Source organism: Vibrio sp. 10N.286.51.E5, assembly GCF_041469125.1.
Taxonomy (GTDB): Bacteria; Pseudomonadota; Gammaproteobacteria; order Enterobacterales; family Vibrionaceae; genus Vibrio; species Vibrio crassostreae_C.
Genome location: NZ_JBFRJZ010000079.1, coordinates 22,563 through 48,583, shown reverse-complemented (window position 1 = coordinate 48,583; position 26,021 = coordinate 22,563). Strand labels below are relative to the sequence as shown.

Below are 26,021 nucleotides of genomic sequence, written 5' to 3'. Positions count from 1 at the left end.
TTATATAGTTCTGCTCTTAAATAAAGGAGCAGAGCATGCTAAACGACTTACCAACCCTTTCTCACGAAGAACAACAGAAAGCTGTTGAACGAATTCAAGAAATGATGACTCAGGGCATCAGCACAGCACAAGCGATTAAAATCGTTGCTGAGCAAATTCGTGAAGAAATGAGTAATAAAGAAGAGTAGGGCATCAGCCCTTCTTTTTTAACCCTTAATGCACTATAACTAGATATATTACCATCTAGTATATTATCTCGTACATACCAACTCTTTAGCTACCCTAAATTCCCGACCTATCCAAAACCATTAAATTCCTTTTATTCAGTAAGTTATGTCGGAGTGATCCACTTTTCAGGCATTTCTTGGCTTTGGGTTGTAATTAAATTACAGTAAATTCTGAAAGTGGAACAATCGCCATTTTAGGTGTCAGTATTTGTGTCACCGCACCTAAGTGGCTAAATATATGGTGTTTTTACGGCTAGTGACGTTGTGACTTGTATTTTGAACGGATGAGAATCCATGAATGTTCAGAAGCAGACAAATGATGATTTCATCGAAGAACAGAGTGAGACAATCCACAGCGGTAATGTTCAAAACCGATATCGCGAATGGCTTACCACCGCTTAGAGCAAGCTTCATTGCCACATATGTGCTTTACAGAATAAGTATTTAAAAAGCTTACGAGGCGTAAGGTGTTGTGTAGAAGTCGATTAAGGAATGCGGCGCGTATCAATTTGAGAATGCTAAATTGATGTGTTTTCTATTGGGGAATGATAAGTCTAAGCGATAGAACTTGTTAGAAATAAGGGTCGCTTTGAGCGCTGTAGTTGTCGTCGTGGTTACGTATGTAGAATCGAAACCTTGGCTCCTCTTGACCTTCATATTCTATATTGATGGTGACCGAATCGAACGTTGAGAGATCGAGCCCTTTATTTTGGGTCGATATAACGAACTCAATTTCACAGAAGGGTAAGCTATAGGTTTGTTCAAAGTCACACTGTAACTCAATTCCATCTTCTGACTTATGTAATGAGCCTACGGTGCCACCATCGTGGTCTCTGTCCGTATTTACGCGCGTAGGCTATCTGTCAGGTGTGATGATGTAGTTCTTATCCATGAGCGTATTAAAAGAGATCAACGACACTAGCGTGATTGCTAGGCAAAAATACGCGCCCAGCGATAGATATATGCCTAAATAGCGTTGTTTTTGTTCGGTATTTATACGAAAGGTAACGTTTTTAAGGGGATAATAATTTAACTGTGTAAATATACAGTCGTTATTTGGGTTCTTTATTTTGTGTTTCATAGGACCAAGCTTTACCTGTACAGCTAGCTACAGTGTCACTTTACTTATTGATTACATGTGTCGATAAACATTATAAGCTTTCTAATCTCAGGCGGTAACACCATTGCGACTTCAAAGCAGGCATATCAGTTAGAGAAAACAAGTAAAGAAAAACTAAGCGCAATGGGTTTAAAGTAACTACCAAAGCTACCTAAGTCCAATTGAACGTAATTTCAGGGCAAACCGTGATTATGGATCTCCCAAGTATCGGTGTTGTGTACCAGCAATAAGTGTAATGAATCTATGCAAACTGAACACAAAGTACTAACTCTAGAGAGAATCGTTAAGAAGGTTTGAAAAATCTGTGTGCGGGTCTACATAAGACACACGAACTTTATTAGTTGATGGATTTAAACGAGAGCTAAGCATGTGCAGTTGATAAGAAACATTGGTCGCGTGTGTGAAATCTGGAATAGAAACAACAGCAATGCTTACAAGAATTGCACACAGCGCAGCGAACCGTTAGTGCAAACAGAGAAGTGGCATATAAGTTAAACCAGACGGACAAAAGATGAGAATACTACCTTTAGAATTAACTACACGCATTATTAACTGCGTATTATTTACGTTATGTTAAATTGGTTTTGGCGTTTATAAGGCAGGTATCTTTGTGTGATGCCCTGCCTTTATTTGGTGTCGATATTCTCTGATTTATACTGTGTATTTAACCATATTGGCTATTTACCATAAAATACCTAATAACCAGTGATAATAATCTTCGATTTTACCCCTGGCATTAGTTAGAGCTTAACCGCCAGCAAATTTAACTTTGTAGCCTTTCTTTTCAAGGTGCGCTTTGATCTTGTCGCGCGCGTCACCTTGAATTTCGATGTTGCCATCTTTTACTGAGCCACCGCAGCCGCAAACTTTCTTGAGTTCTGCTGCCATTAGTTTTAATGGTGCGTCATCTAGGTCTAAGCCAGTTACGACAGAAACGCCTTTGCCTTTACGGCCTTTGGTTTCTTTTTGGATTCGAACGATACCATCGCCTTTAGGACGTTGGAATTTCTCTTCTTCAGGCTTAATGCGACCTGTTTCTGTTGAATATACTAGGCTCATAATTTACTTCTTTTGTTGCTCTGCTTTTTGTTTTGCGAGTAAGTAAGCTTCTATATGGCGTTGGATTGCAACCTTGCCGCCTTTGATTAAGCGACCGTTAAACATGCAATACCACGCATTAGGCTCACCGGTGTCATTCTTGATTTGGTAGCCGTTGAAGTTTTCAGTCGAGCCACCAGTTCCTCTCGACTTATTTAATGACATGAATTCTTTTGGATCAATAATAGATGCGGTATCAATCCACCAATCAATACTCTTTTTCACGGCAGCTAGGTTGCCCTGAATAACGTTGTTTTTTAACTTAGCACGCCAAACTGTGTTGTTAGCATCTATCGATTGAAGATGGACGCTTCGGTAAATTGAATTAGCCATATCTATTAATCATCTTTCTGTTTTCACTGCATTAATCATAAGTATACTAATAATGATATCAAGCATAATATGGTAAAAACACCTGTCGAGGTATGGTAATTTGAGAAAAAAAGTCCCTATTTTAACTGACTCTGTGATAATTAATTCATTTGTTGAAAAATTAAACAGCAACGCGACAATAGAAATTATAGATGAGTTGACAGGATTTCAATACTCTCGCAATTCACTGTTGGGCATTTACAGTGATTGGAATCGCTATCATGCGTTCTGTACCAAACATCGTATTAACACACTTCCCGCATCTATAACCGCTGTTCGTCGTTTTCTTGAAACGGAGTCTAACGATAGAAAATACGCATCGCTAAAACGTTACACTGCAACGCTTAGCATGTTACATACTGTGTTGAGCTTTGCTAACCCGATCAAGCACAGGCAAGTTCGCTTTACCCTACTCCACTTACAATCTCAAATGGCCGGTGACGCTAAACAAACCAATGCTATGACATCTGTGCATCTCACTGATTTGAATACGTTACTCTCCCATGAGAAAGCAAACCTGAAAGAGATCAGAGACATTGCTATTTATAACGTGATGTTCGAGTGTGCTTTAAAGCGCTCAGAGCTTAAGTTGTTATCGATGAGTGATGTTGAGTACGTTGAAGATCATTACCAAGTAACAGTCAAAGATTCGGCTTATCAGTTGTCACAAATAGCCAGTGTTGCACTTCAACGTTGGCTTTCGTTTACTGGTATACAAGATGACTTGCCAGTATTTCGTGCGATAGACAAGCATGAGAATATTGGTTTGCAGCCTTTAGATGATTCGTCCATCTATAGGATATTGAGAAGAGCTAGCGACTTACTTCAACTGCCAGAAAATCACCATTTCTCTGGAAATTCGATTCGTGTTGGTGCTGCACAAGAGTTGTCGAAACAAGGTCTTAAGGTGAGAGAGATTCAGGACTTTGGTCGTTGGCTTAGCCCGGCAATGCCAGCTCAATATGTCGGTTTCACGGGAACGGCTGATAGTGAGAAGATGAAGTTTAAGGCGTTAATACCTTGGCAATGACGGGTCGCAGATTACTTGGATATTACTATTTTGATATAAGTTATGGTTAAAACGATATTTGTAAAAACGGCTAGCGTTAAAAACAAAAAGCGCCTTGGCGAAAGCTTAAGGCACTTTTGGGTTCAGCTCTAAGTGAACGAAAACGAGTTAGAAACCTAAGAAAGGCTTGTTCTCACGCAGTTTTCTAAGAACTGGCTGAATTTGTGGCCGTCATGCTCAACCATTTTAGGGAACATGGAGATTGGCGTCATACCTGGGAAGGTGTTGACTTCGTTCAGGTAGATCTCGTTGTCTTGCGTTAAAAAGAAGTCGATACGAGACAAGTGACGAAGCTTCATCTGGGTGAAGACTTTTCGTGCGCTGTCTGCAATCAATTCACGCTGTTCGTCAGTTAAATTACTTGCTTCAACTTCAGTGATCGAGTGGCTGTCTGCACTGTACTTCTCTTCGTAAGAGTAAAATGCGCCATTCGGTGCAATCACCTCACCCGGCTTGCTGATGTGTAGCTCGCCATCGATTTCATAAGCAGCAATTTCTAGCTCTCTAGGCACCACTGATTTCTCAACCAATACTTGGTCCGAGAAAGTGAACGCCTTGTTGATAGCCTCGCTTAAATCTTCTACTTGGTTAACTTGGTAACAACCTACAGAAGAACCTTGACGAGCCGCTTTCACAAACACTTTACCCCACTTTTCAAATGCTTGAGTTGCTTGTGAGTGAGCTTGATCATTGTTGTCTGATAAGAACAGGTACGGCGTGTTTGGAATACCAAGTGCGTCGTACCAAAGCTTTGACGTGATTTTGTTAAAGCTGTTGTTGCTTGCTTCTGGACCACAACCTAGGTATGGAATTTTAGCCATTTCAAACAGTGATTGAATGTCACCTGTTTCACCTGGGAAACCGTGTATGCAAGGCACAATGAAATCGACTTTAGATGCTAAATTGTCACCGCGTAAGGTTTGGTCGTTAATATCAAGATAAACCAATTCACCTGAATCAAGACACCAGCCTTCGTTCTTAATTTCAACTCTTACAACGTTAAAATCTGCAACGCTATTCAGTTGTTCAAAAAGGTAATTGGCTGAAACTAAAGATACTTCATGCTCTGAAGATCCACCGCCGCAAAGTAGAAGGATGTTTGTGGTGTTCATGGGTAAATTCGGTCCTTGAAACTAGGAGTACTGACTTCAATGATAAACAAAAGTCGAGATAGGTACAGTGTTTTGATTGTTAAAATTGCGTTCGAAAGATCGAGCGATTAACTATTAAACAAAACAGCGAGTCTTAAAACAAAAGAAGGAGCATTTGCCCCTTCTTTATGAATCAAAACTTAGTTCAACTTGTTAAGCGTTGGGTATTCAGAGTTCTTGATGTCATCAATGCTTTTAACGAACGGCTTCAAGTTTTGGAAAGTGTTCGGCAGTGTTGAGATTGCCTTTTTAGCTTCTAAGCGTGTTGCGTAGTCACCATAAAGTACCGTGAACCACTTAGTGCCGTTAACCATTTTGTAGTTTTCCCAAACTGGCTGAGAAGTCGTAGGTAGCATTTTCACGAAAGAATCGACTTTACTTTGGCTGCCAACAGCAACAACTTGAACTGTGTAACCAAAACGCTGGTTCATGTCTTGTTGTTTCTTCGTTGGTCCTGTCACTACTGCAACTGGCTTAGCTTTAGTCGTTTGAGTGACTTTCTGTTCAACAGGTTCAGTTCTGATCACGTTGACAACGTTTTCTTCAACAACGCCTGTTTGCTCAGATTGAGATACAACTGGAGCTTCAACTTTGGCCGTCTTGTACTCTTCTTGATAACTATCTGAAGTGACATTGGTAACGTAGTCGTCAGATACACACGCAGCCAAGAGCAGTGGCAAAGTCACAATTGCAAATTTTTTCATGGAAAGCTCTATATCCTTAATAATAATTACTATAAATCATGCCGATACGTCGGTTTAGAATCAAGTTAACTTTGGGATTATACACCATTAGTGGGTGACCTATTTCACAAACTTTATGCAGTGTTTGCTTATTCATCTGAATTCGGTGAATTTGCCATCAACCTGTGAGTGCAAAGTAAGTTACGATGAACTTACGTGCATTGCTAGGATATGTCTATGAATCATCTTGATCCCCTACTTAAACCCCGTTCAATCGCTGTTGTTGGTGCTTCTCAACGAGAAACACGCGCAGGATATATTGTTATGAACAATTTGTTGCATGGGGATTTTAAAGGTGCGGTGATGCCGGTTACGCCGAAATATGATTCAGTGGCCGGTGTGCTTTCTTACAAGAACATTTTGTCGTTACCGATTGTTCCTGACCTCGCAATCTTGTGTACCAATGCGACCCGTAATGTCGCTATTTTTGAAGAACTGGCTGAGAAAGGTATAGCCTCTGTCATTGTGCTTTCTTCAGACATGCAGCAAGAAAGCGATAATGGTGAGACGTATGATGAACGATGCCTAGCGATTGCCAAAAAACACAACATTCGAGTGTTAGGTTCCAATAGTTTGGGAGTAATTGTCCCTTGGTTAAATTTAAACGCCTCATTCTCTCCTGTGACAGCATTACCCGGTAAGATCGCCTTTGTTTCTCAGTCTGCAGCTGTGTGTACCACGATTCTCGATTGGGCTAATGACAAAGAGATCGGTTTTTCGGCGTTTATCTCTATAGGTAATGGCAGTGACATCGAATTCTCGGAGTTATTGGATTATCTGAGTACCGATTCTCACACCGAAGCGATATTACTTTATGTAGACAGCATTACTGATGCGAGGCGCTTTATTTCTGCAGCGCGTGCGGCATCGCGCAACAGACGAATTCTAGTGCTAAAAGGCGGACGAACAGCGAAAGGCCGAGCGGCGGCAATGGCACACACCGGTGGTGCCGATACTTTAGATATTATCTACGATTCCGCGATTCGCCGTAGTGGCATGTTGCGAGTTAAGAACTTACATGAATTGTTTGCTGCGGTAGAGACACTGACTCATTCAGTACCATTGCGTGGTGAGCGTTTGGCTATTGTTACCAACGGTGGCGGCCCTGCGATTATGGCCGTGGATACGCTATTTGACCGCGGTGGCAAGCTCGCAGAGTTTTCAGAAGAGACACTTGATAAGTTGAACAAGGTTTTGCCATCGAGTTGGTCTCATAGCAATCCTATCGATATTGTCGGCGACGCTGGTGATCAACGTTATATCGACACTATAAACATCTTACTCGATGGCGATGAAGCAGACGCGATTCTTATCATGCATAGCCCTTCAGCGGTCGCACATTCCGCTAAAACGGCAGAACGAATTATTGAAGCGATTAAGAAGCACCCTCGCCACAAGCGCTTTAACATCCTGACGAATTGGTCTGGTGAGCTAACAGCAAGGCCCGCACGAAAGCTGTTTACCGAAGCGGGTTTCCCAACTTATCGGACCCCTGAAAGCTCTGTGGTCGCATTCATGCACTTAGTCGAGTACAGACGTAACCAACGTCAGTTAATGGAAACGCCGACCACTGCAGAAAAAGTACACATTGAAGATCTAGCAGATGCGAAAGGTTGGATAGAAAGAAAACTACTGGATAAAGATACAGTTAGCCTTGATACTCACCAAAACAGTCAGTTTTTCAAGAGCTTCAACCTCGATGTGTTACCAACTTGGATCGCTTCTGACCCAAGTGAAGCGGTACACATCGCTGAAACGATCGGTTATCCCGTCGCAGTAAAATTACGTTCGCCGGATATTGCACATAAGTCAGACGTACAAGGCGTGATGCTCAATTTGCGAAACAGCAGTGAAGTTGCCAATGCGGCTCAGGCAATTCTCGATCGTTCTCAATTATCCTTCCCTACAGCAAACATCCACGGCTTGTTAATTCAAGGTATGGCTAAGCTCGCGGGCGGCCAAGAGTTGCGTATTAAGGTTACAACAGACGAAACCTTCGGCCCAATCATATTACTTGGACAAGGTGGTTCGGAGTGGGATGAGTCGATTGATGCCGCAGCTGCTTTTCCACCGCTCAACATGACACTGGCGCGTTACTTGATTATTCGAGCGATAAAAAGCGGCAAGATTCGTCTACAAAAACTCCCTAACCCCATCGATATAGAAGGTTTGTCTGAGTTATTGGTACGTATATCGCAAATGGTAGTGGATTGCCCTGAAATACATGATTTGGATATCCATCCAGTACTGGCCAATGGTGACAAGTTCACGATATTAGATGCCGATATCATCTTGAAAGCGTACGAAGGCGATCCACAGGAACGTCTTGCGATTCGCCCTTATCCGGTCGAGCTTGAAGAACGTATCCAGCTAAAAGATGGAACCGAAGTGTTGTTACGCCCTATTCTTCCCGAAGATGAACCGCTTCATGCTGACTTCATTAACCGTGTGTCTAAGGAAGATCTCTATAAGCGTTTCTTTAGTGATGTCGGTGAATTCAATCATGAGGCGTTGGCGAATTTCACTCAGATTGATTTCGATAGAGAAATCGCCTTTGTGGTCGTTCGCGAGGAACAAGGCGTTCCAGCGATCATCGGCGTGTCCCGTGCGCTGATTAACCCTGAGAACACAGACGCCGAATTCGCAATATTGATTCGTTCTGACCTTAAAGGTGTTGGTCTAGGTCGCATTCTTATGACCAAGGTTATCGATTACTGCCGTGCGAAGCAGACCAAGCAGATGTCGGGTATGACGATGCCAACCAATAGAGGGATGCTGACACTAGCTCAAAAGCTCGGTTTTAAGCTAGATATCAGTTTTGAAGATGGTACTGCAGATATGGTGTTACCGTTACTTTAACGCCCATGTCTTTTTAAGATGTTGGATACACCAAGACTTGGCGTCGCCCATTTTGTTGCGTCGCCAAGCCATAACAATATCGATCGGTTGTGGTTCTGTACCGGAGATCTGCTGTAGTACGCCAGATTCAATCAAAGGTTTAGCGACACTATTCGGTAAGGTGCCAATCCCTAGTCCTGATGTCAAAGCCTCTACTTTCGCAGGAAAGCTTGTCACGGTTAAACGAGGCTGTTTCTCTAGAATATTGATGCTTAGTGCTGGCTGATCGCGTGCGGTGTCTGCAATGGCAATAACCCTGTAACTTTCTCTCGCCTTCTGATCGAATTCACCAGAACGCTTGTGAACATAATGGTTTGATGCTGCCACCCAAACCATTTCTATTTTACCTATTACGTCACTTTTAATGTCGTTTGGAATCGTATCAAGCTTTGGGCACACAAGTAAGTCAGCTCGGCCATCGGCCAGAGATTCCCAACATCCAGCTAAGATTTCTTCTTGTAAACGAACGCGTGTTTTACTGATTTTACCTAGTTCATCAACCAGTGAGAAAAAATTACTAATCGGAATAATGCCATCAAAGGCGATAGTTAGATCTAGCTCCCAACCATTAGCAAGAATACTCGCATCGTTAACGAGTTGTTCAGTCGCACCAAGAATTATCCTGCCTTGTTCTAGTATTAACTGCCCCGCTTCCGTGAAATTTGCACGATGCCCAGACCGATCAAAAATCATGATGTCTAGATCTTGCTCCAACTTCTGAATTTGGTAACTCAATGATGATGGCGCTCGGTCCATTTCATTCGCTGCTGCGGCGAAACTTCCACGACGATCGATAGCATCTAGTATGTTTAATGCTTCAAGTGTTATTGGGCTATGCATAGCTTTCCTACTATAAATTGAGATTTACATCACAAAAACAGAAGCATTCACAAAATGAATGGAACTGAATAAGTCTTTTTAATACAAGTGATTAAGAGCATTAATTATGAATTAGTTGATAAAGTTGAAAATTAATTAAATGCAAATAATAGTAATTATCATTTAGATCCAATATCATCTTCGCAAATCAAGATAATACTATGGAACTAAGGTAACTATCAGATGTATAAGCAATCCCTGCTCTCTGCTTCAATCGTTTTAGCGCTTTCATCAACATCAGCCTTTGCTGAAGATTATGCCCTATTTGACGAGGTTGTTGTATCTTCGACTCGTACTAATCAACAACTTGAAGATGTTGCTGCGTCGGTAACTGTGATTAACGATAAAGATATCGAAAAAAACATGGTTACGGATGTAGAAGACTTATTTAAGTACACACCAGGTGTCACGGTGACTACGAATTCTCGCCAAGGGATTCAAGGTATTAACATTCGTGGTATGGAAGGTAACCGAGTAAAGGTTATCGTTGATGGAGTATCACAAACTAGCCAATTTACTCCAAGTGGTACTCAGTCATATAACTTCATTAACTCTTCACGCATTGATGTCGATACGGATATGTTGAAGTCTGTCGAGATTGTTAAAGGTGCGGCTTCTTCTCTGTATGGTTCTGACGCGATTGGTGGTATTGCTGCGTTCGAAACAAAAGACCCGAGTGACTTTTTAAAAGACAAAGACTTCGGTGGCCACGCGAAGTTCAACTACTCTTCATCTGATAATACCTTTAGCGAATCGGTTGCTTTAGCAAATCGTATTGGCGACCTAGAAACGTTAGTTGCTTATACTCGCAGAGACGGTGAGCAAACTGATAACTTTGGTACACCTGATGAGCAAGATACTCAGAACAACAACTTGTTGGTTAAACTTCAGTACCAATTAAACGAACAACACCGTTTAGAGTTTTCTGGTAACTTCATTGAGAATTCTGGTGATACCGATTTAAATAGTGCAAGTTACACCGACTACACTGGCGAAGACACAACTAGCCAACAGCAAATCGGTATCAAACATATTTGGGATGCTGACCTAGCGTTTGCAGATACTATTACTTGGCAAGCTGACTGGCTGAGCAAAGAAGAGAATGGCGTAACTAATCGTACTTCTAATGGCGGTATGTTCCTACCTCCGGCAGGTAATGTTCAGAAAAAAGACTATATCTACGAGGATGAAGGTTATCAATTTGATGTGCAATTCGATAAGTTCTTCATGACGGGTAATGTAGAAAACTACTTTATCTATGGCGCTTCATATTCGGACAAAGACATTAAAAACGTTAATAACGAATATAACTCCATCAGCGCAGACCAAGTTATTTTCTACATCCCTGCCGCATCTGAAAGAAAATATGGATTCTTTGCTCAAAATGAAATGACGATCGGAAATTGGATGATTACTCCGGGTGTTCGTTTTGATGGTTTTGAAACTGATCCAGGTGATACAAGTCAAAACCCAAGTGGTAACCCAGAAGAGTCTTATGCAAAATATTCAGACTCAGCTGTTACCGGACGTTTGGGTACAACTTACACGCTTAATGATGAAAATAAGATCTTCGGTCAAATCAGCCAAGGCTTTAGAGCTCCTGATTTCCAAGAGCTTTACTACTCATTTGGTAATCCTGCTCACGGTTATTTGAATGCCCCTAACCCTGACTTAGAAGCTGAAGAAAGTATTTCATACGAGTTAGGTTGGCGTCATAACACAAATTATTCATCAAGCGAAATCGCTATCTTCTACAGCGATTATGATAACTTTATTGATAACGTAGCAGTTAGTGGCTCAGCCACTCCGGCCGATCCAACAATATATCAGAATGTAAACATTGATGAAGCCGTAATTAAAGGTATCGAAGCGTCAAATACACAGTCTTGGAATAGCTTCATGCCAGTGAAAGGTGTTAGTACTCGTGTTTCTGCAACGTATACTGAAGGTGAAGATGGCGAAGGTAATCCTCTTAACAGTGTAAACCCTTGGAACGCTGTCGTTGGTTTTAACTATGATGCTCCTTCAGCACTATGGGGTACATCACTTAACATAAGCTACACAGCAGGTAAGAAGTCTAGTGATATCAACAGCGATGGTTTGAATGATGAAATTCTACCAATTGATTCAGCAACTGTAGTTGACCTAACAGCATACTACTTGCCGATGAAGGATCTTACGCTTAGAGCAGGTCTCTTCAACGTTACGGATGAAGAGTACTACTCGTGGAATGACGTTCGTGGATTCTCACAAGAAGATAAAGATTACACGCAAGCAGGTCGTAACTGGTCAATTACAGCTAAATACGAATTCTAATTCGTTAAAAAACTGAATTGCAGATACTAAAAAGCCAGCTAAATGCTGGCTTTTATTATTTCACTAAAAAATTGTATAAAAAAGGTAATAAGTGAAATTACTTCTCTGCCATCTCTTTTTTAACCATTACTGCAGCAGCAACGATGAAAGTGATGATTAGGCCTAGTTCCATGATTAACTCCAAAGAAAATTAACATTAAACATATAATTCGCGAGCATAATAACACAGCGGATACAGAATGATACTTTTTAACCACTAATTTACTTTTTATTCGATTAAGATCAAAAAAGATGCCCGAAAGCATCTTTTAATTTTTGAATCATTCACGAAACCACTAGGTTAACCAGGGAATCCATTCGGGTTTGTTGACTGCCAGCGCCATGTATCTTCGGTCATTTCAGCCAATGTGCGGCTTGCATTCCAGCCCAGTTCTTTCTGAGCTTTAGCTGGATCTGCCCAACACTCTGCGATGTCACCAGGACGGCGTTCAACTAGCTTGTAAGGGATCTCTTTACCGCTTGCTTGTTCGAATGCTTTAACCATGTCTAACACACTTGAACCGTTACCCGTACCAAGGTTGTAGATATGAAGACCGTCTTTGCACCCTACTTTCTCAAGCGCTGCGATGTGGCCATCAGACAGATCCATTACGTGGATGTAATCGCGAACGCCAGTCCCGTCTTTTGTTGGATAATCGCTACCAAATACAGATAGGAATTCACGGCGGCCCACTGCTACTTGAGAGACAAATGGCATTAGGTTATTTGGGATACCTTGCGGGTCTTCACCTAGCTCACCACTTGGATGTGAACCTACAGGGTTAAAGTAACGCAGCAGTGTAATGCTCCAATCAGGATTGGCTTTTTGGAAATCGGTTAAACACTCTTCAACCATTAGTTTACTACGACCATATGGGTTGGTAGCGCTTGTTGGGAAGTCTTCAGTAATTGGCACACTTGCAGGATCACCGTATACCGTTGCTGAAGAGCTAAATACCAAGGTTTTTACACCCGCATCACGCATTGCATCAACAAGAACTAAAGTGCCGTTTACGTTGTTGTCGTAGTATTCAAGAGGCTTTTCCACAGACTCTCCGACGGCTTTCAGACCAGCAAAATGGATAACCGCTTCGATGTTGTGTTGCTTCATAGTTTCAGTCAAAAGCGCTTTATCACGAACGTCACCTTCAATGAAGTTGGGACGAACGCCCGAGACTTTTTCGATGCGCTCTAGAACGCTTGGTTTACTGTTGTACAAGCTATCAAAAAGTACAGGTGTCATACCTGCGTTGATCATCTGGATACTTGTATGGCTACCAATGTAACCCATGCCACCTGTAACTAAAACATTCATGCTTAGCAGACCTTTTAATTAAAAATATTCAACCTATCACTTATGATACAACAACTTAGGGTGAGCTCACAAACACCGGTGCCTATTTACCCTCACGAGCGAACACAAACTGACCTTTTCCTTTGCGTTTCGCTTGGTACATAGCCTCATCAGCAACCTTTAGAATCACGTCAATATCACGCTCTGAGCCATCAACTAAATTGATACCTAAGCTCGCCCCAACATGAAGTGAACGCTGTTTATAATTCACTTCTTGCCCGATCAGATCCAACAATCGCTCGGCTAACTTCGCTAATAAGACTTTGTTTGTCTGTTTAATAATAAGAACAAATTCATCACCCGACAAACGTGCAACCAAATCCCCCGCTCTTACCTGAGATAATAACCGGTTTGACACTTCTTTAAGGATTTCGTCACCCGCATCGTGACCATAGTTGTCATTCACTTCTTTGAAGCCATCCAAATCCAAGTAAATAACCGCAAAATGCTGATTTGAATAGTGGCTCGACGTGACAACATCATCCATAACCTTATACAGCTGCGCTCTATTCGCTAACCCGGTTAATGCATCGTGATGAGCCAAGTGTTCGAGTCTTTCCATCTCTTTAACGTTGGATAAATCAGACAGCGTTAATACCATATCAAACTCGTCTTTCTCGTTGTCTGAGGCAATTCGATTCACTTTGACAAACATTGGAACTAACGTGCCGGACGCGCTTTTCTCCCACACTTCGCCTTGCCATTGACCATAGTTGTCTAACGAACTGCGAATTGTCGGCATCAATGATGAAAATTGCTGCCACGAAAATACTTCAAATGGTGTTTTGCCCACCAGCAGATCAGAGTGATAACCGAGAAGTTGTGTGATCGCCGGGTTAACCATGGTTATCACATTGGATGAGTTGAGCACGATCAAGCCGTCTTTACTGTTTTCGAAAACACCCGCAGCAATACGTTGGCGACTCATGGCCGTTTCTATGTCGGTGACATCTTGGATTGCATAAAGAATACGACCATGTTTTGTCAAAGAACGACTGCTCACACGGAGCCAGCGTTTTGATTGAAAGAGATCGGTGGTTTCCAGCAATTCGTCATTAAGTTCAATATTGGCATCAATAACATCTTGTAAGTAACCCGTTTGCTTGGTCGCGATCAACTCTTGGATCAACAAATTCTCAAGAAAGGCTTCCGAGCATTTAAAAATATCCCGAGTAGCTGCGTTCGCATGAAGAATGAGCCCTTTTTCATCCACCACCAACAAAGAGTGCTGAACGGTTTCAATGACCTCATTTGCGAATGATTTTTCTTCTTGTAACTTGTCTAACGTAAAATTGATTTGGTTATCGCGATGTTGAAGCCTTTCTAACATGGTATTGAAAGCTCGAACCAGATCGCCGATTTCATCGCGGTTCGTTACGACTAATTTAGGCTGCTTCGAACGACGCTCAACAAAGGCTTGCATCGCCTCATTGAGGTCAAACATCGGTTCGATAATCAAGCGTTGCACCAATTTGACCACTACTCCGCCTAACATCACCAGAAACAACAGGTAGACGACCGCAACCTTGAAAATATTCGTTAAGATTGAATTAAACGTCTCTTTTGATATTGTCACTCTCAAGTTCGCGATAACAGCGTCATCCAGCGTCACAGGAACGAGCAAGAAGATGAAATGCTCAGAGATGGCAAATTGATGATCCGCGATATCGTCTAATTCTTCTGCGTTTGGCCTTGGAACCAGAGTGTTGCTCACCTGATAGCTGGCAAAAAGCTGTTCGTTGATGTCATAGAGCTTCACTCTAACAATATCTTTATCTGCGACGAAAGCTGACAATATTTCCTGAGCCGATGACTTGTCTTCAAATAAAATCGCGGCTTGCAAGTTATAAGCAACACCTTGTGCTAGCACTTTAACACGCTGAATAAGACTCTCTTTCTCTCTCTCAAACGTGACAGTGTAATTTACCGATTGGATCGTTACAAAAGTGACTGCGATAAAGATGATGATGGGTAATATCAGCTTGTTTTTAATCGATATGTTATTAATGAAAGACAACATTATTGGCCCTCCACTATAGCGATTCGTAACAGGTTCGAGCCAATGACGTAGTCACCGCGCCTTGCGTTCTCTAGATTGATCTTAGGTTTGAGCTTATTATCGATGTGCGTGAGTTCAATGATTCCACCTAAGTCCGTAAAGTTAGGGATATCACTGATTGTCACAGTATGTGGCGAGTGCTCTTGACTAAGAAATTGGTCATTTTTACGGTCAGACAAATACGTAATATCACACTTAGAAGTAATCGACTGTTGAACTCGGATAGCGAGCGAACGAATAGATTTCCCCTCGGTAATTGACGTTAGCACTTGGCTTACCTTTTCATCGCCAATCACACAAAAGTTCACAGCGTTCATTGAGCTTTCATCATTCCAACGTATAAAATTCGCAATTCTAAAAAGGTACACCGCTTTCACTTCATAAGGTTTGAAGCTAGCAGCTGAGGTGTTCAACGGCACAATAAGCATCGTTAAAGCCGCTAAGCCTAGTTTAGATAAGCCGAGCTTAATGCGGTGCTTAAGCCATTTAGAATTCATGAGAGATCCTCACATATACAGACTCTTGGTTGACACAAATCTCGGTAAGTTTTTGTGTCACTTTCGAAGCCGTTTCCATTTCGACATCTAACATAGACAACTCTTCAAGGCTCATCGACATGAGCTGGTCTAGAGAGTTTTCTTGAGCAGAGACAAAAACAGGTATCGTTAATGCTAGTCCTAAGCAAACCTGGCGGGATATCATGTGCTCACCTAATATACAGATAGATATTAATCCTTTAATCAATAGTTCAACTATATATGAAATGCCATACTGGTAAATCTACGGTGTCGAAAGTTTGAGTTAGGTCACTGTTTATTTATGGTATTTATAAGACCGTCATTACTTACCTCAACGTAAAGGATTAGCACCACGTGACAACGAAGATTTTGCTTAATTGCGACATGGGAGAAAGTTTCGGCAATTGGAAGATGGGCGATGACGAGTCGGTCATGGAATGGGTCGATATGGCAAACATCGCTTGTGGCTTCCACGCGTCTGATCCGCACGTTATGTCCAAGACGATAAAACTGGCGCAGCACTATCACACCCAAATTGGTGCTCATCCCGGTTATCAAGATCTCGTTGGTTTTGGTCGCCGTTCTATTCCACACACCATGGACGAAATCAGTGAGCTGGTTTGTTATCAAGTCGGTGCATTACAAGCCCTTTGCCGCTATCACCATACCACTGTTGGCTATGTGAAACCTCATGGCGCTCTTTATAACGATATGATGGCAAACATTGATGTGTTCAATGCGGTAGCCCAAGCCGTCGCTGAGTTTAACATCCCGTTGATGATTCTCTCTTCATCAGACAATCAACAGTATTTGGATATTGCTGACGACCATGACTTGCCTCTCTTGTTTGAAGCGTTTGCCGACCGTGCTTATTTAAATAACGGACAATTAGCGCCACGTACTCAAAAAGGCTCGGTTTACGTCAATCAAGACGATATCTATAACCAAGTTATGCAAATCATTAACTATGGCTCGGTTACGACTTTAGAGGGCGAAAGACTGCCTATTGAAGCTGATACTATCTGTGTTCATGGTGATAACCCTCAATCCATCGCATTAATTAGAAAAATCAGACAAGACCTCAACGCTTTTAATTAGTATGAAGCGTGTGATTGGTATGACGCATGGTCTAATCGCTCGTGAGATCTAATTGATTTGTATTGGCTTGGACACGGAAGTGAGACACGCCAAGTAAGCTAAAAAAGGCAAGATAACAAACGTATGGAAACGAAATGACGACGAATCAGATTGAATTCAATATAGCGCCAGTCGCGGAATGCAGCGTTTTGGTGACCTTGACGCTATCGCCTTCAAATAATCAATCTAGCGCCGAATATGCGCAATACATAGCTCACTTTTCCGATGCCATTCGCCAAAACTTAGCATCGGTGTTGATGAATGTGACACCGGCTTACCAAACAATATTGGTCGATTACCTCCCTTATCGAATATCAGAACAGCAGCTCATTGAACAGCTCAATAATTTGTTGAGTCATGCTCTGTCGTCCTTTTCTAGTGTTAGTAAAACTCGCGATACGATTGAGCTTCCTGCCTATTACTCACCAGAAACGGCGCTCGATTTAGACCGATATCAAAACAAAGGCCTGTCGCTCGACCAGATAATTCAACATCACACCTCACAGACATACAGCGTCAGTGCGATTGGGTTTACGCCTGGCTTTGCCTTTATGTCGGATGTGGTTAATGAGCTTGCCTTGCCCCGTCACTCCACACCCCGCTTAATTGTGCCCAAAGGCAGTATCGCCATCGCGGATACGAAAACAGCTGTGTACCCTTCGGATTCACCGGGCGGTTGGAATATTATTGGCAATTGCCCACTTCCGTTGTTCGATCATAGCCAGTTGAAGAACGCCGATATCACGCAAAGACCACTGTCTCTGCTTAATGTTGGTGATACCGTCCGTTTCATAGCGATTTCAAAAAAAGAATTTGTAGAGTTGGGTGGAGGCATCGTAAATGGCTAAGACAAAAACTAAACCAACACTGACAGTGATTAAGCCCGGCCCGTTGAGTTTGATTCAAGACTTTGGGCGATTTGGTGTTGCTCATCTTGGATTAACGCAAGGTGGACCGGTTGATGACTACTCTTATAGCTGGGCTAACCATCTATTGGGCAACCCAGTCAACCAAGCGGCGTTGGAAATCACGCTTGGGCAATGTGCGTTGAGAATCGATGTTGATTGCGAGATGGCACTATGCGGGGGTGATTTACAAGCGAAACTCGATGGTAAACCACAGGCTAACTGGAGCACTTTTCAAGCTTTTAAGGGGCAAGTTCTCTCATTTGGTTTGCCTAAAAATGGTCTAAGGGCGTATTTAGCCATTAAGGGCGGTTTCGATGTTCCATCAACTCTTGATAGCTGCTCTACAGTCACTCGTGAAAAGATTGGTGGATTAACGCAAGATGGCGAGCCATGCCAGCAAGGGCAACAAATCGCTTTTACCCAACACCAACTCTCTCATCCATTTAAAGCGTTGAGTGTTACCTTCCGATACACGCCTGATTACAATCTACCCGTGAACCTACGAGTGATTGAAGGCTATCAAAGCGAGCTATTCTCCGAGTCAGCAAGAGAGATTTTGTATAACGCGCAGTATCACGTTGACCAAAACTCTAATCGGATGGGTTATCGACTCAGTGGCGAGCCCGTAGACTCGCCTGACATTTCGCTATTGTCAGAAGGCATTGCCCTAGGTGCGATTCAAATTCCACAAGATGGACAGCCTATCGTGCTGCTTAATGATAGACAGACCATAGGTGGTTATCCGAAGATAGGATGTGTCGCCAGAATCGATTTACCACGCTTGGCGCAAGCAAAACCTGGACATGCGATATCGTTCAGCAAGGGCGATCGCTTGGGCTTACAAGATGTTTGGTGCCAATGGGCTCAGTTTTTCGGCTATTAGTTTTTGCGATGTGTTATGTGCTAAATGCTATGTAGCTGAGAATAATCAACTAGGAAGATGTCATTTAGATGAGGTTCGGTATCTAAGCAGATGTTGAAATGAAGATTCGGCTTACCTATTACAGTAAGCCGAATTGAAGAAATTAAACGCAGTCGATGATGATAGACTAATTATAGGCTATTAAGCGTGATCTTGACCTGACACCTTGGCAAGCGCTTCTGGGTATCCACGTTCTTGTGTCAAATCTATCGCTCTGTTTTCAATATCATTTAGATTAAGTGACATTGTCACTGAGTGTGTGTCTTCAATAGATGCCGCCTCTGATACATCAAACCATTGCTCAGCGACCTTTTGTGCCGCTTCTAATGTTGAAGAAGCTTTTACTACTTCAAGTCGAGCATAGCGATCCCCACAGAATGAAACGTCTGAAGCTCTTAAGCTTGGATCGGTTCCCGGAATCTGTTGTGCACCAAACAAAGGTTTACCACCGACCAATGCAGAACTGAAACTTGGGATGAACTGAGACATATGCGTTATTGCCGCGCGAGTTCTTAATTCAAGCTGATCTTCACTCCAACCCGATACGATTTTCTTAAGCAGCTTCGAAGGCAACTGTGGCTGTGACGAGTCTGTTGACGATGAAACAAGCCCACCCTCAAACAGAGTAATCCCTTCTGTCATGCCGTGAAGTTGGAACACACCATCAGCATACGGCGTTAATTGCGCCATGCCTTGCGGTGTGCCTCTCGGGCCATGGAAGATAACTTCTGGCCACTCTTCCTTACATTCTTGCGAATATGGCCACTCTGTAACGTATGCAGCTTTAAACTCAACAAGTCTTTGCTGCTTAGAGCCAACAAAGTCATCTACGATACCCGTTTCAAACCCACTCGCATTAATCAAGTAATCGGTCGTTAGTTGGCAGCTTTGGTTTTCGGCATCGGTATAAGTCAAAGACCAACCTTGACCTGTCGACTCAACAGATTGTAATCGGCTGTTGGTTAACACAGTACAGTTAGCTTGTTGCCCCAAAGAGAGTTGAGCGGTCGCAGAAAGTCGGAATACGCTCCAGCCATACTCTTGGACCATCGCAACAGGATACTTTAGGGTCTCTAAATCCGTATGCTTGGCGAAAGGAATACACCAATCATCAAGCGATGTTGGTTTCAGAGGCTGTGTTTTCGCAGAAAGTGCTAATAAATCTTCTTTGCTGTACAGCTTATAATACTCTTCCGGATCACCGAGCACTTGGTTGCTTTTATCTTGTTTAACAAGATCGGCATAAGCGCTTTTGATTATCTTGAGACGAGGAAGCAGATCCAACGGCTCTCCACCATCACTGTGCGGAACGGCGATGATTGTCGGACGAATATTGATCGTATGAGGGAATAAGCGGACGGTATCAATTGACTGTGTGAGCAATTGAAGACACTGCTCTACAGAAATATCTCGATACAAATTGCCGCCAGCGTGCAGGTGGCAAATTGGTGGACCATTAACCAAACTCGGCCCTTTTTCTAAGATAGTGACCTTAAAACCCAACTCACTAAAGTGAATCGCGCTCGTTGTTCCGGCAATACCACCACCAACAATGGCAATAGAAGGTTGATTTGTATCCGTTTTGTTGTGGTTCATCGTGTTCTGTAGAATAAGATTAACTGCCTCTATTCTACTTTTGTTCTGCGATGAATTAAAACACATTTTTATCAAGGTCTTAGATAGGCGGGATTTAATATCTATGTAAAAAACATAAATAATCTCTTGACTCAATAACTCCAGATAGGGTTTTAAAGGTTATTCTAACAGTCAAATTTGTCCTAAGTGACGCCACATAAAGGCTGCCTCAGTACTCTTAAAACATAGCGGTTAACTTATCCCTAAAGTTATCCACCGTTTTTGTGGATAACTGTTGATAACGTTCTTGCTAAGTTGCGCAAACCCTTTGTTTACAGGGACTAACCGCTGTTCATTAAATCGGCATTATTGGGTAATTAGTTTTAAAAAATGCTAAAAACAGTGGAATCTAAGGTGCGATATTTTTTACTTATGCTACCGGTTGGTTAAATAAAAAACGGTCTAAAGCTACGTATTATAAATAGTGCATGACTAAGTATAAATAATCTCACTTTTAGACCGTTTTAAGCGCTTGGCTAGATCTCGCTAACGACTAGCCAAAATCCTTGTTTACTGGTGCCAACAAACGTTTGATTAAGCTATTCACTACCGCGGCTAATGTGATGAACGTTAGCACCGGTAGCGCTATCCACAACATCGGGTGAAGTGAAGGTTGTAACTCAAAACCAAAGTTCATCATTCCTGCCACGCTGAGCTCAGAACCAAGGGCTGCAATTGAGCCTGCGACTAACGCCATTAAACCGTACTCACACCAAATAGTATTGAGAATTCGCTTCTTACTCGCGCCTAATGTTCGATACAAGCGTATCTCTTGTTGTCTTTGAGATAAGCTCAATCGCAATAGAGTGAAGATAAGCAACAGCCCCGCCACCACACCTAACGCCGCAAGTACGGTAATCGCCCAAACAATCTGCTTAAGCAACTCTTGGATCTTGCTACCCATCTTACGAATATCCATCAAACTCACGGTTGGATGATTTCGAGAGAGTTCGTTGAGCATCTGATTGTGTTGTTCTTCTAATCTGAAGCTCACTAGCCAAGTAGAAGGGATTGAACTCAAGACATCTGGAGTAAAAATGAAGTAGAAGTTCGGCTTCATTTCTCGCCACTCGACTTTGCGGATACTATTCACCTTGGCAGAAACATTCTGGCTGTTGATTGTGAATGACAGCTCATCGCCAATCTTTAGATCCAGTTGCTCCGCGACATCCGATTCCACAGATACGCCATGCTCTTGCGTCCAGTTACCATCTAACACTTCATTGTACTCGGGTAAGCTATCTCCCCAAGTGAAGTTGATCTCTCGACTTAGTGCGTCTGTTTCGCCTGAGGTATCGCTGTATTCCGACGCTTCAACACCGTTTATCGTCGTCAGTCGTCCTCGGATAATTGGAAACGCTTGAGTACGCTCTACTTCGTTTGCATCAATCGTCTCGAGATAACTGTCTTTCTCATAGCTTGCAATGTTAAGTGCAAACGCATTTGGTGCGTTCTCGGGTAAGGTTTGCTGCCAATCTGACAGTAAATCACTTCTTACCAACCAGATGATAGACAGCAACATCAGTGAAAGCGCTAAAGAGCCAAATTGAATCCCCGTCGCTAAAGGTGTGCGATTAATTCTGCTCAATGCTAAACGCATAGACGTAGATGTCGGCAACTTGCCAACCAAACGCAGAACAAGCGTACTAACGACCGCAAGTACTAAGAACAGGCAAGCGATACCCGCTAGAACTATCCATACCAATAGATTGTCGCCATACATCAGCATCATTGGAATAATCGGTACCAGTAACAACAAATATTTCTTGTAGCTTTCATTGGACTGGTGACTTGATTGGATAACGCTGATTGCCGAGGTATTGACCAAGCCAATTAACGGGATACCAAGAGCAGGAACACCAATTAAGATGCTTGATAAAATCGCCAAGATTGCAGGTTCAATACCATAGCTAGGAAGTGGCGTTGGTAATAAGTCACCCAGAGGTATACGAAGCAAAAACTCTAAGCCGATACCGATAGTTATTCCCAGTACTGCACCGATAACCACTAATAAAGATACCTGTACAGACAACCATTTAACGATCCACTGCTTGCTTGCACCCAAACTCTTAAGCATCGCGATGGTTTTACGGCGACTCGCAACATAATGTTGGCAAGTGAGTACCAAAGTGGTCGCAGCCATGATCACAACAATAGCAACGGTTAACGAAAGATATTGAGTCGTGCTTTCGAACATGTCGTTAGTACGGCTCGCAGAATCTTGAGTACGCCAGCGATCGCTTGGTGTTAATTCTACGCTGTCTTGCGCGGCTTGCAGTTTTGTATCATCACCGTTGAGAAACAGCCTAAAACTAACACGACTGCCCGGTTGAATCGCTCCCGTGGCATCAATATCGCTTGTATGAATCAGAACGGCTGGCATCTGTTGGAATGGGTTAAAGCTTAAGCCTGGTTCTTGAGTGATTCGTCCAGTTATCGCTAAATCGGCATCGCCAATAGTGACAACGTCACCAATCTCAACCTCTAACTGTGCAAATATACGCTCGTCTAACCAAAGTTCCCCTGGCTCAACATGGTTACTTGATGCTTTATCAGCACCCACTAAGATCATTTCACCGCGTAATGGATAATTACTTTCAACCGCTTTCACCGTCACTAACTGCATCGAGTTGTCACTGAATGCCATGGTTGAAAAACGAGTCAACTGAGATCTTTCTAATTGTTCAACTTGAGTGAGGTCTAACAAGGATTGCGGAATTGGGTTTGCTGAGATAAACACGCTATCAGCAGTAAGCGCATCTTTGCCCTGTTTAACAATTACCTGCTCCATACGTTCGGCCAACGCCGACAATGCAAATACACAAGCAATAATAAGCGTTAAAGCGATTGAAACTGGCCACAACTGGCCGTGTCGAATCTCTTCGATACTCCATGAAAACAGGCGTTTATTCAGTCCGTTTGATGAATTCAATTTAGACTTCCTCTATCTGACCGACATGCATCTTGAGTGTTCTTTGGCAACGTTGTGCAAGCTTAGGATCGTGTGTCACCAAAACTAAAGTTGTGCCGTGGGATGAGTTCAATTCAAACAACAACTCAACAATTTTGGCTGCCGTTTGTTGGTCTAGGTTGCCTGTGGGTTCATCGGCAAAAAGAATTTTTGGCTTAATCATAAATGCGCGCGCCAACGCGACCCTTTGTTGTTCACCACCAGATAGCTGCGACGGTAAGTGATCAAGCCTGTCTTTCAAGCCTACTGATTCAAGCAGAGCAGTCGCGCGTTCGATGTCTTCATCTTCTCCCTTTAACAAACAAGGTAACGTGACATTTTGTAGCGCTGAAAGACTTGGAATTAACAAGAAGCTTTGAAATACAAACCCTACCGATTCACTGCGGATCTTCGCTCTTGCCTCGTCATCAAGCTGTGAAAGTGGCTGTCCTAATAAACTGATTTCGCCTTTCGTTGGTACATCAAGACCAGCAAGCAGCGTCATTAAGGTCGATTTACCCGCGCCAGACGTGCCGACAATCGCGACAGTTTCGCCTTCACGAATATCGATATCGACGTGCTCTAGGATTGTTAAATGTTCTTGATTAGTAGACACTGTCTTCGAAACAGCTTCTGCTTTAATGATGGATGTATGCATGACTCGACTAATTTCCTTTTTATTCTTTATTTTATTTTCAACCGCTTCTTTGGCTCAAGATACCCGCTTAGATTCTAAGTTACTGGTCCTTGGTGATAGCCTGAGTGCTGGTTACAACATGGACATCAAACAGAGTTGGCCAAGCCTGTTACCAGACGCGTTAGCAAAGCATGACAAAACGGTAACCGTGGTTAACGGGAGTATTTCTGGTGATACAACGGGCAATGGTTTAGCCCGCCTACCACAATTGCTTGAAGAACATGCTCCAGACACCGTTCTTATCGAACTTGGTGCGAATGATGGACTTCGTGGTTTCCCACCTAAGCTGATGTCTGCAAATCTTGAGCAGATCATTGAGCAGATAAAAGCTGCGGGCGCCAAACCTATAATGATGCAGATTAAAATCCCACCAAATTACGGAAAGCGTTACAACCAGCAGTTTGAATACGTTTTTGCAGCGCTTGCTGATCAACAAAACGTGCCACTTTTGCCGTTTTTCCTAGAGCATATCATCCTCAAACCTGAGTGGATGATGAACGATGGACTGCATCCAAAACCAGAAGCTCAACCTTGGATTGCTGAATTCGTCGCCGAAGAATTATATCAGTATCTTTAAGTTTTAATGGTCTAGCTCAATAAATTTTACACAGCTTTACGTTAGCCTGAGTGCATATCACCGTTAACTGTAAGGTTATTTATGCTGATCGAACCTGTTATCAAGGGTGTGGTAGCCAAAAGCGCTCACCCTCTTGGCTGTCAAGAAGCCGTAAAGCAACAAATCAAGTTTGTTAAGAGTGCGCCGCAAATCAAAGATGGCCCTAAACGAGTACTGATTATCGGCGCTTCCTCAGGCTTTGGCCTTGCCGCTCGTATTGCCCTTACCTTTGGCGGCGCAAAAGCTGACACTATCGGCGTCTCATTCGAGCGCGGTCCAAACGAAAAATCCCTAGGTAGTGCTGGTTGGTACAACAACATCTACTTCAAAAAAGAAGCCGAACGAGAGCAGCGCACTGCTATCAACATCGTTGGCGACGCCTTTTCTAAAGAAACACGCTCCCAAGTTGTCGAAGCCATCGAAACCTACTTCGAAGGTGAAGTGGATCTGATTATCTATAGCTTAGCTGCAGGCGTTCGTCCTAAACCAGATTCCGATGAGTTTTGGCGCTCTGCCATCAAACCTATTGGTGAAAGCGTAACTGGCGCAACCATTTCTCTGGAACACGACAACTGGGTCACCAACACGCTTGAAGCCGCGACGGAAGAAGAAGCCGAAAGCACACTCAAAGTGATGGGAGGCGAAGATTGGGAACAATGGATAGATGAGCTCATCAACGCAGAATCTATTGCTCCGGGTTGTAAGACAATCGCGTTTTCTTATGTGGGTCCAGAAGTCACACATCCTATCTATTTAGACGGTACATTGGGACGCGCTAAGATCGACCTTCACCAAACCAGCCACGCTCTTAATCTAGAGTTAGCTAACTTTGATGGCAACGCTTACGCGGCGGTATGTAAAGCCCTAGTCACTAAAGCGAGCGTTTTCATCCCTGGATTAAGCCCTTACTTACTTGCTTTGTATAAGGTGATGAAAGAGAAAGAGACCCACGAAGGTTGTATCCAACAAATGCAGCGTCTGTTTGGCAGTAAACTTTATGGTCAATCCAAAGTACCACTTGATGGTGAGCGATTGATCCGTATGGATGATTGGGAATTAGACCCAGAAACCCAAGCGCACGTAACTGAACTGCTAGAAAAGATGGACGAAAATAACTTCCAAACCTTAGGGGATTACCAAGGGTTTAAAGAAGAATTTCTACAATTAAATGGGTTTGCTCAACCATCGGTAGATTATAGCCAGAAACTTAATACAGAAGATTTTATAAAGTTAAAGCCTTAATCTAAAATTATCTCATTACTGAGACCCGGATTCACATTTGAAAACCTCTGCATAATTGCGGAGGTTTTTTC

At 42.8% G+C, this 26,021-nt stretch carries 21 protein-coding genes and 1 pseudogene; 9 read left to right on the top strand and 13 right to left on the bottom strand.

Annotation, left to right across the window (positions count from 1 at the left end; all coding sequences use genetic code 11):
• Positions 1-35: 35 nt before the first annotated feature.
• A complete protein-coding gene (locus AB4161_RS21145; RefSeq protein WP_004731009.1) occupies positions 36-188 on the top strand; it encodes a YoaH family protein in 153 nt (50 codons plus the stop codon).
• A 546-nt stretch (positions 189-734) separates the two neighbouring features.
• Here AB4161_RS21145 and AB4161_RS21140 read toward each other — a convergent pair.
• From AB4161_RS21140 to AB4161_RS21130, 3 genes and pseudogenes are all read right to left on the bottom strand, one after another.
• Positions 735-1,224 (bottom strand): annotated as a pseudogene (locus AB4161_RS21140) (GGDEF domain-containing protein); the annotation flags it as partial.
• Between the two features lie 870 nt (positions 1,225-2,094).
• Entirely contained in the window at positions 2,095-2,406 is a 312-nt protein-coding gene (gene yciH, locus AB4161_RS21135) for a stress response translation initiation inhibitor YciH (RefSeq protein ID WP_372084214.1), read from the bottom strand.
• Between the two features lie 3 nt (positions 2,407-2,409).
• Positions 2,410-2,778: a DUF3319 domain-containing protein gene (locus AB4161_RS21130; protein ID WP_017060095.1), complete on the bottom strand. Its 369-nt coding sequence runs from the start codon at positions 2,776-2,778 to the stop codon at positions 2,410-2,412.
• A gap of 100 nt (positions 2,779-2,878) precedes the next feature.
• Between AB4161_RS21130 and AB4161_RS21125 the strand changes: the two genes are divergently transcribed.
• Entirely contained in the window at positions 2,879-3,847 is a 969-nt protein-coding gene (locus tag AB4161_RS21125; RefSeq protein WP_017060094.1) for a tyrosine-type recombinase/integrase, read from the top strand.
• Between the two features lie 155 nt (positions 3,848-4,002).
• Here the strand turns inward: AB4161_RS21125 and AB4161_RS21120 are convergent, their stop codons facing one another.
• Together AB4161_RS21120 and AB4161_RS21115 are read right to left on the bottom strand one after the other, a co-directional pair.
• Positions 4,003-4,998: a D-alanine--D-alanine ligase gene (locus tag AB4161_RS21120; RefSeq protein WP_017064584.1), complete on the bottom strand. Its 996-nt coding sequence runs from the start codon at positions 4,996-4,998 to the stop codon at positions 4,003-4,005.
• Positions 4,999-5,177: 179 nt separating this feature from the next.
• On the bottom strand, positions 5,178-5,741 hold the full coding sequence (locus tag AB4161_RS21115) for an SPOR domain-containing protein (RefSeq protein ID WP_017064585.1): 564 nt from the start codon (positions 5,739-5,741) through the stop codon (positions 5,178-5,180).
• Positions 5,742-5,957: 216 nt separating this feature from the next.
• On the opposite strand from AB4161_RS21115, the gene AB4161_RS21110 reads away from it, so the two are divergent.
• Positions 5,958-8,639, top strand: coding sequence for a bifunctional acetate--CoA ligase family protein/GNAT family N-acetyltransferase (locus tag AB4161_RS21110; protein WP_017069918.1), 2,682 nt, complete (start codon positions 5,958-5,960; stop codon positions 8,637-8,639).
• On the opposite strand, the gene AB4161_RS21105 is transcribed toward AB4161_RS21110, so the two are convergent.
• Positions 8,631-9,518 (bottom strand): LysR family transcriptional regulator, encoded by an 888-nt coding sequence (locus tag AB4161_RS21105; RefSeq protein ID WP_372058331.1) that lies wholly within the window; start codon positions 9,516-9,518, stop codon positions 8,631-8,633. The genes AB4161_RS21110 and AB4161_RS21105 overlap by 9 nt on opposite strands.
• A gap of 222 nt (positions 9,519-9,740) precedes the next feature.
• Here AB4161_RS21105 and AB4161_RS21100 point away from each other — a divergent pair, with 222 nt between their 5' ends.
• Positions 9,741-11,873, top strand: a complete 2,133-nt coding sequence (locus AB4161_RS21100; protein WP_017060089.1) for a TonB-dependent hemoglobin/transferrin/lactoferrin family receptor — start codon at positions 9,741-9,743, stop codon at positions 11,871-11,873.
• Between the two features lie 340 nt (positions 11,874-12,213).
• Here the strand turns inward: AB4161_RS21100 and galE are convergent, their stop codons facing one another.
• From galE to AB4161_RS21080, 4 genes are all read right to left on the bottom strand, one after another.
• A complete protein-coding gene (gene galE / locus AB4161_RS21095; RefSeq protein ID WP_017060088.1) occupies positions 12,214-13,227 on the bottom strand; it encodes a UDP-glucose 4-epimerase GalE in 1,014 nt (337 codons plus the stop codon).
• A gap of 82 nt (positions 13,228-13,309) precedes the next feature.
• Positions 13,310-15,286, bottom strand: coding sequence for a diguanylate cyclase domain-containing protein (locus AB4161_RS21090; RefSeq protein ID WP_372084213.1), 1,977 nt, complete (start codon positions 15,284-15,286; stop codon positions 13,310-13,312).
• Positions 15,286-15,822: a YfiR family protein gene (locus AB4161_RS21085; RefSeq protein WP_017060086.1), complete on the bottom strand. Its 537-nt coding sequence runs from the start codon at positions 15,820-15,822 to the stop codon at positions 15,286-15,288. The genes AB4161_RS21090 and AB4161_RS21085 overlap by 1 nt, the downstream gene beginning before the upstream one ends.
• Complete coding sequence (locus tag AB4161_RS21080; RefSeq protein ID WP_102394477.1) at positions 15,812-16,027, bottom strand: hypothetical protein; 216 nt, start codon at positions 16,025-16,027, stop codon at positions 15,812-15,814. The genes AB4161_RS21085 and AB4161_RS21080 overlap by 11 nt, the downstream gene beginning before the upstream one ends.
• Positions 16,028-16,197: 170 nt before the next feature.
• Here AB4161_RS21080 and AB4161_RS21075 point away from each other — a divergent pair, with 170 nt between their 5' ends.
• The 3 genes from AB4161_RS21075 (at position 16,198) to AB4161_RS21065 (ending at position 18,771) form a co-directional block, all read left to right on the top strand.
• A complete protein-coding gene (locus tag AB4161_RS21075) occupies positions 16,198-16,941 on the top strand; it encodes a 5-oxoprolinase subunit PxpA (protein WP_017060084.1) in 744 nt (247 codons plus the stop codon).
• A 134-nt stretch (positions 16,942-17,075) separates the two neighbouring features.
• Entirely contained in the window at positions 17,076-17,828 is a 753-nt protein-coding gene (locus AB4161_RS21070; RefSeq protein WP_017060083.1) for an allophanate hydrolase subunit 1, read from the top strand.
• Entirely contained in the window at positions 17,821-18,771 is a 951-nt protein-coding gene (locus AB4161_RS21065) for a biotin-dependent carboxyltransferase family protein (RefSeq protein WP_372084212.1), read from the top strand. The genes AB4161_RS21070 and AB4161_RS21065 overlap by 8 nt, the downstream gene beginning before the upstream one ends.
• A gap of 180 nt (positions 18,772-18,951) precedes the next feature.
• Here AB4161_RS21065 and AB4161_RS21060 read toward each other — a convergent pair whose 3' ends face one another.
• The 3 genes from AB4161_RS21060 to AB4161_RS21050 all read right to left on the bottom strand — a co-directional run bounded on the left by AB4161_RS21060 (position 18,952) and on the right by AB4161_RS21050 (position 24,053).
• Positions 18,952-20,406: an FAD-dependent oxidoreductase gene (locus tag AB4161_RS21060; protein WP_017060081.1), complete on the bottom strand. Its 1,455-nt coding sequence runs from the start codon at positions 20,404-20,406 to the stop codon at positions 18,952-18,954.
• Between the two features lie 532 nt (positions 20,407-20,938).
• A complete protein-coding gene (locus AB4161_RS21055; RefSeq protein WP_372084210.1) occupies positions 20,939-23,377 on the bottom strand; it encodes an ABC transporter permease in 2,439 nt (812 codons plus the stop codon).
• Between the two features lies 1 nt (position 23,378).
• Positions 23,379-24,053, bottom strand: coding sequence for an ABC transporter ATP-binding protein (locus AB4161_RS21050; protein ID WP_004730959.1), 675 nt, complete (start codon positions 24,051-24,053; stop codon positions 23,379-23,381).
• Here AB4161_RS21050 and AB4161_RS21045 point away from each other — a divergent pair.
• Complete coding sequence (locus tag AB4161_RS21045) at positions 24,052-24,669, top strand: arylesterase (protein ID WP_017060079.1); 618 nt, start codon at positions 24,052-24,054, stop codon at positions 24,667-24,669. The genes AB4161_RS21050 and AB4161_RS21045 overlap by 2 nt on opposite strands.
• A gap of 81 nt (positions 24,670-24,750) precedes the next feature.
• On the top strand, positions 24,751-25,950 hold the full coding sequence (fabV, locus tag AB4161_RS21040; protein WP_372084208.1) for an enoyl-ACP reductase FabV: 1,200 nt from the start codon (positions 24,751-24,753) through the stop codon (positions 25,948-25,950).
• Positions 25,951-26,021 lie beyond the last annotated feature (71 nt).

What these genes read in the sequence shown, in the direction of transcription:
- AB4161_RS21145 (WP_004731009.1), top strand. Translation starts at nt 36, where the DNA reads ATGCTAAACGACTTACCAACCCTTTCTCACGAAGAACAACAGAAAGCT.
- yciH (WP_372084214.1), bottom strand. Translation starts at nt 2,406, where the DNA reads ATGAGCCTAGTATATTCAACAGAAACAGGTCGCATTAAGCCTGAAGAA.
- AB4161_RS21130 (WP_017060095.1), bottom strand. Translation starts at nt 2,778, where the DNA reads ATGGCTAATTCAATTTACCGAAGCGTCCATCTTCAATCGATAGATGCT.
- AB4161_RS21120 (WP_017064584.1), bottom strand. Translation starts at nt 4,998, where the DNA reads ATGAACACCACAAACATCCTTCTACTTTGCGGCGGTGGATCTTCAGAG.
- AB4161_RS21115 (WP_017064585.1), bottom strand. Translation starts at nt 5,741, where the DNA reads ATGAAAAAATTTGCAATTGTGACTTTGCCACTGCTCTTGGCTGCGTGT.
- AB4161_RS21110 (WP_017069918.1), top strand. Translation starts at nt 5,958, where the DNA reads ATGAATCATCTTGATCCCCTACTTAAACCCCGTTCAATCGCTGTTGTT.
- AB4161_RS21105 (WP_372058331.1), bottom strand. Translation starts at nt 9,518, where the DNA reads ATGCATAGCCCAATAACACTTGAAGCATTAAACATACTAGATGCTATC.
- AB4161_RS21100 (WP_017060089.1), top strand. Translation starts at nt 9,741, where the DNA reads ATGTATAAGCAATCCCTGCTCTCTGCTTCAATCGTTTTAGCGCTTTCA.
- galE (WP_017060088.1), bottom strand. Translation starts at nt 13,227, where the DNA reads ATGAATGTTTTAGTTACAGGTGGCATGGGTTACATTGGTAGCCATACA.
- AB4161_RS21090 (WP_372084213.1), bottom strand. Translation starts at nt 15,286, where the DNA reads ATGTTGTCTTTCATTAATAACATATCGATTAAAAACAAGCTGATATTA.
- AB4161_RS21085 (WP_017060086.1), bottom strand. Translation starts at nt 15,822, where the DNA reads ATGAATTCTAAATGGCTTAAGCACCGCATTAAGCTCGGCTTATCTAAA.
- AB4161_RS21080 (WP_102394477.1), bottom strand. Translation starts at nt 16,027, where the DNA reads ATGATATCCCGCCAGGTTTGCTTAGGACTAGCATTAACGATACCTGTT.
- AB4161_RS21070 (WP_017060083.1), top strand. Translation starts at nt 17,076, where the DNA reads ATGACGACGAATCAGATTGAATTCAATATAGCGCCAGTCGCGGAATGC.
- AB4161_RS21065 (WP_372084212.1), top strand. Translation starts at nt 17,821, where the DNA reads ATGGCTAAGACAAAAACTAAACCAACACTGACAGTGATTAAGCCCGGC.
- AB4161_RS21060 (WP_017060081.1), bottom strand. Translation starts at nt 20,406, where the DNA reads ATGAACCACAACAAAACGGATACAAATCAACCTTCTATTGCCATTGTT.
- AB4161_RS21045 (WP_017060079.1), top strand. Translation starts at nt 24,052, where the DNA reads ATGACTCGACTAATTTCCTTTTTATTCTTTATTTTATTTTCAACCGCT.
- AB4161_RS21050 (WP_004730959.1), bottom strand. Translation starts at nt 24,053, where the DNA reads ATGCATACATCCATCATTAAAGCAGAAGCTGTTTCGAAGACAGTGTCT.
- fabV (WP_372084208.1), top strand. Translation starts at nt 24,751, where the DNA reads ATGCTGATCGAACCTGTTATCAAGGGTGTGGTAGCCAAAAGCGCTCAC.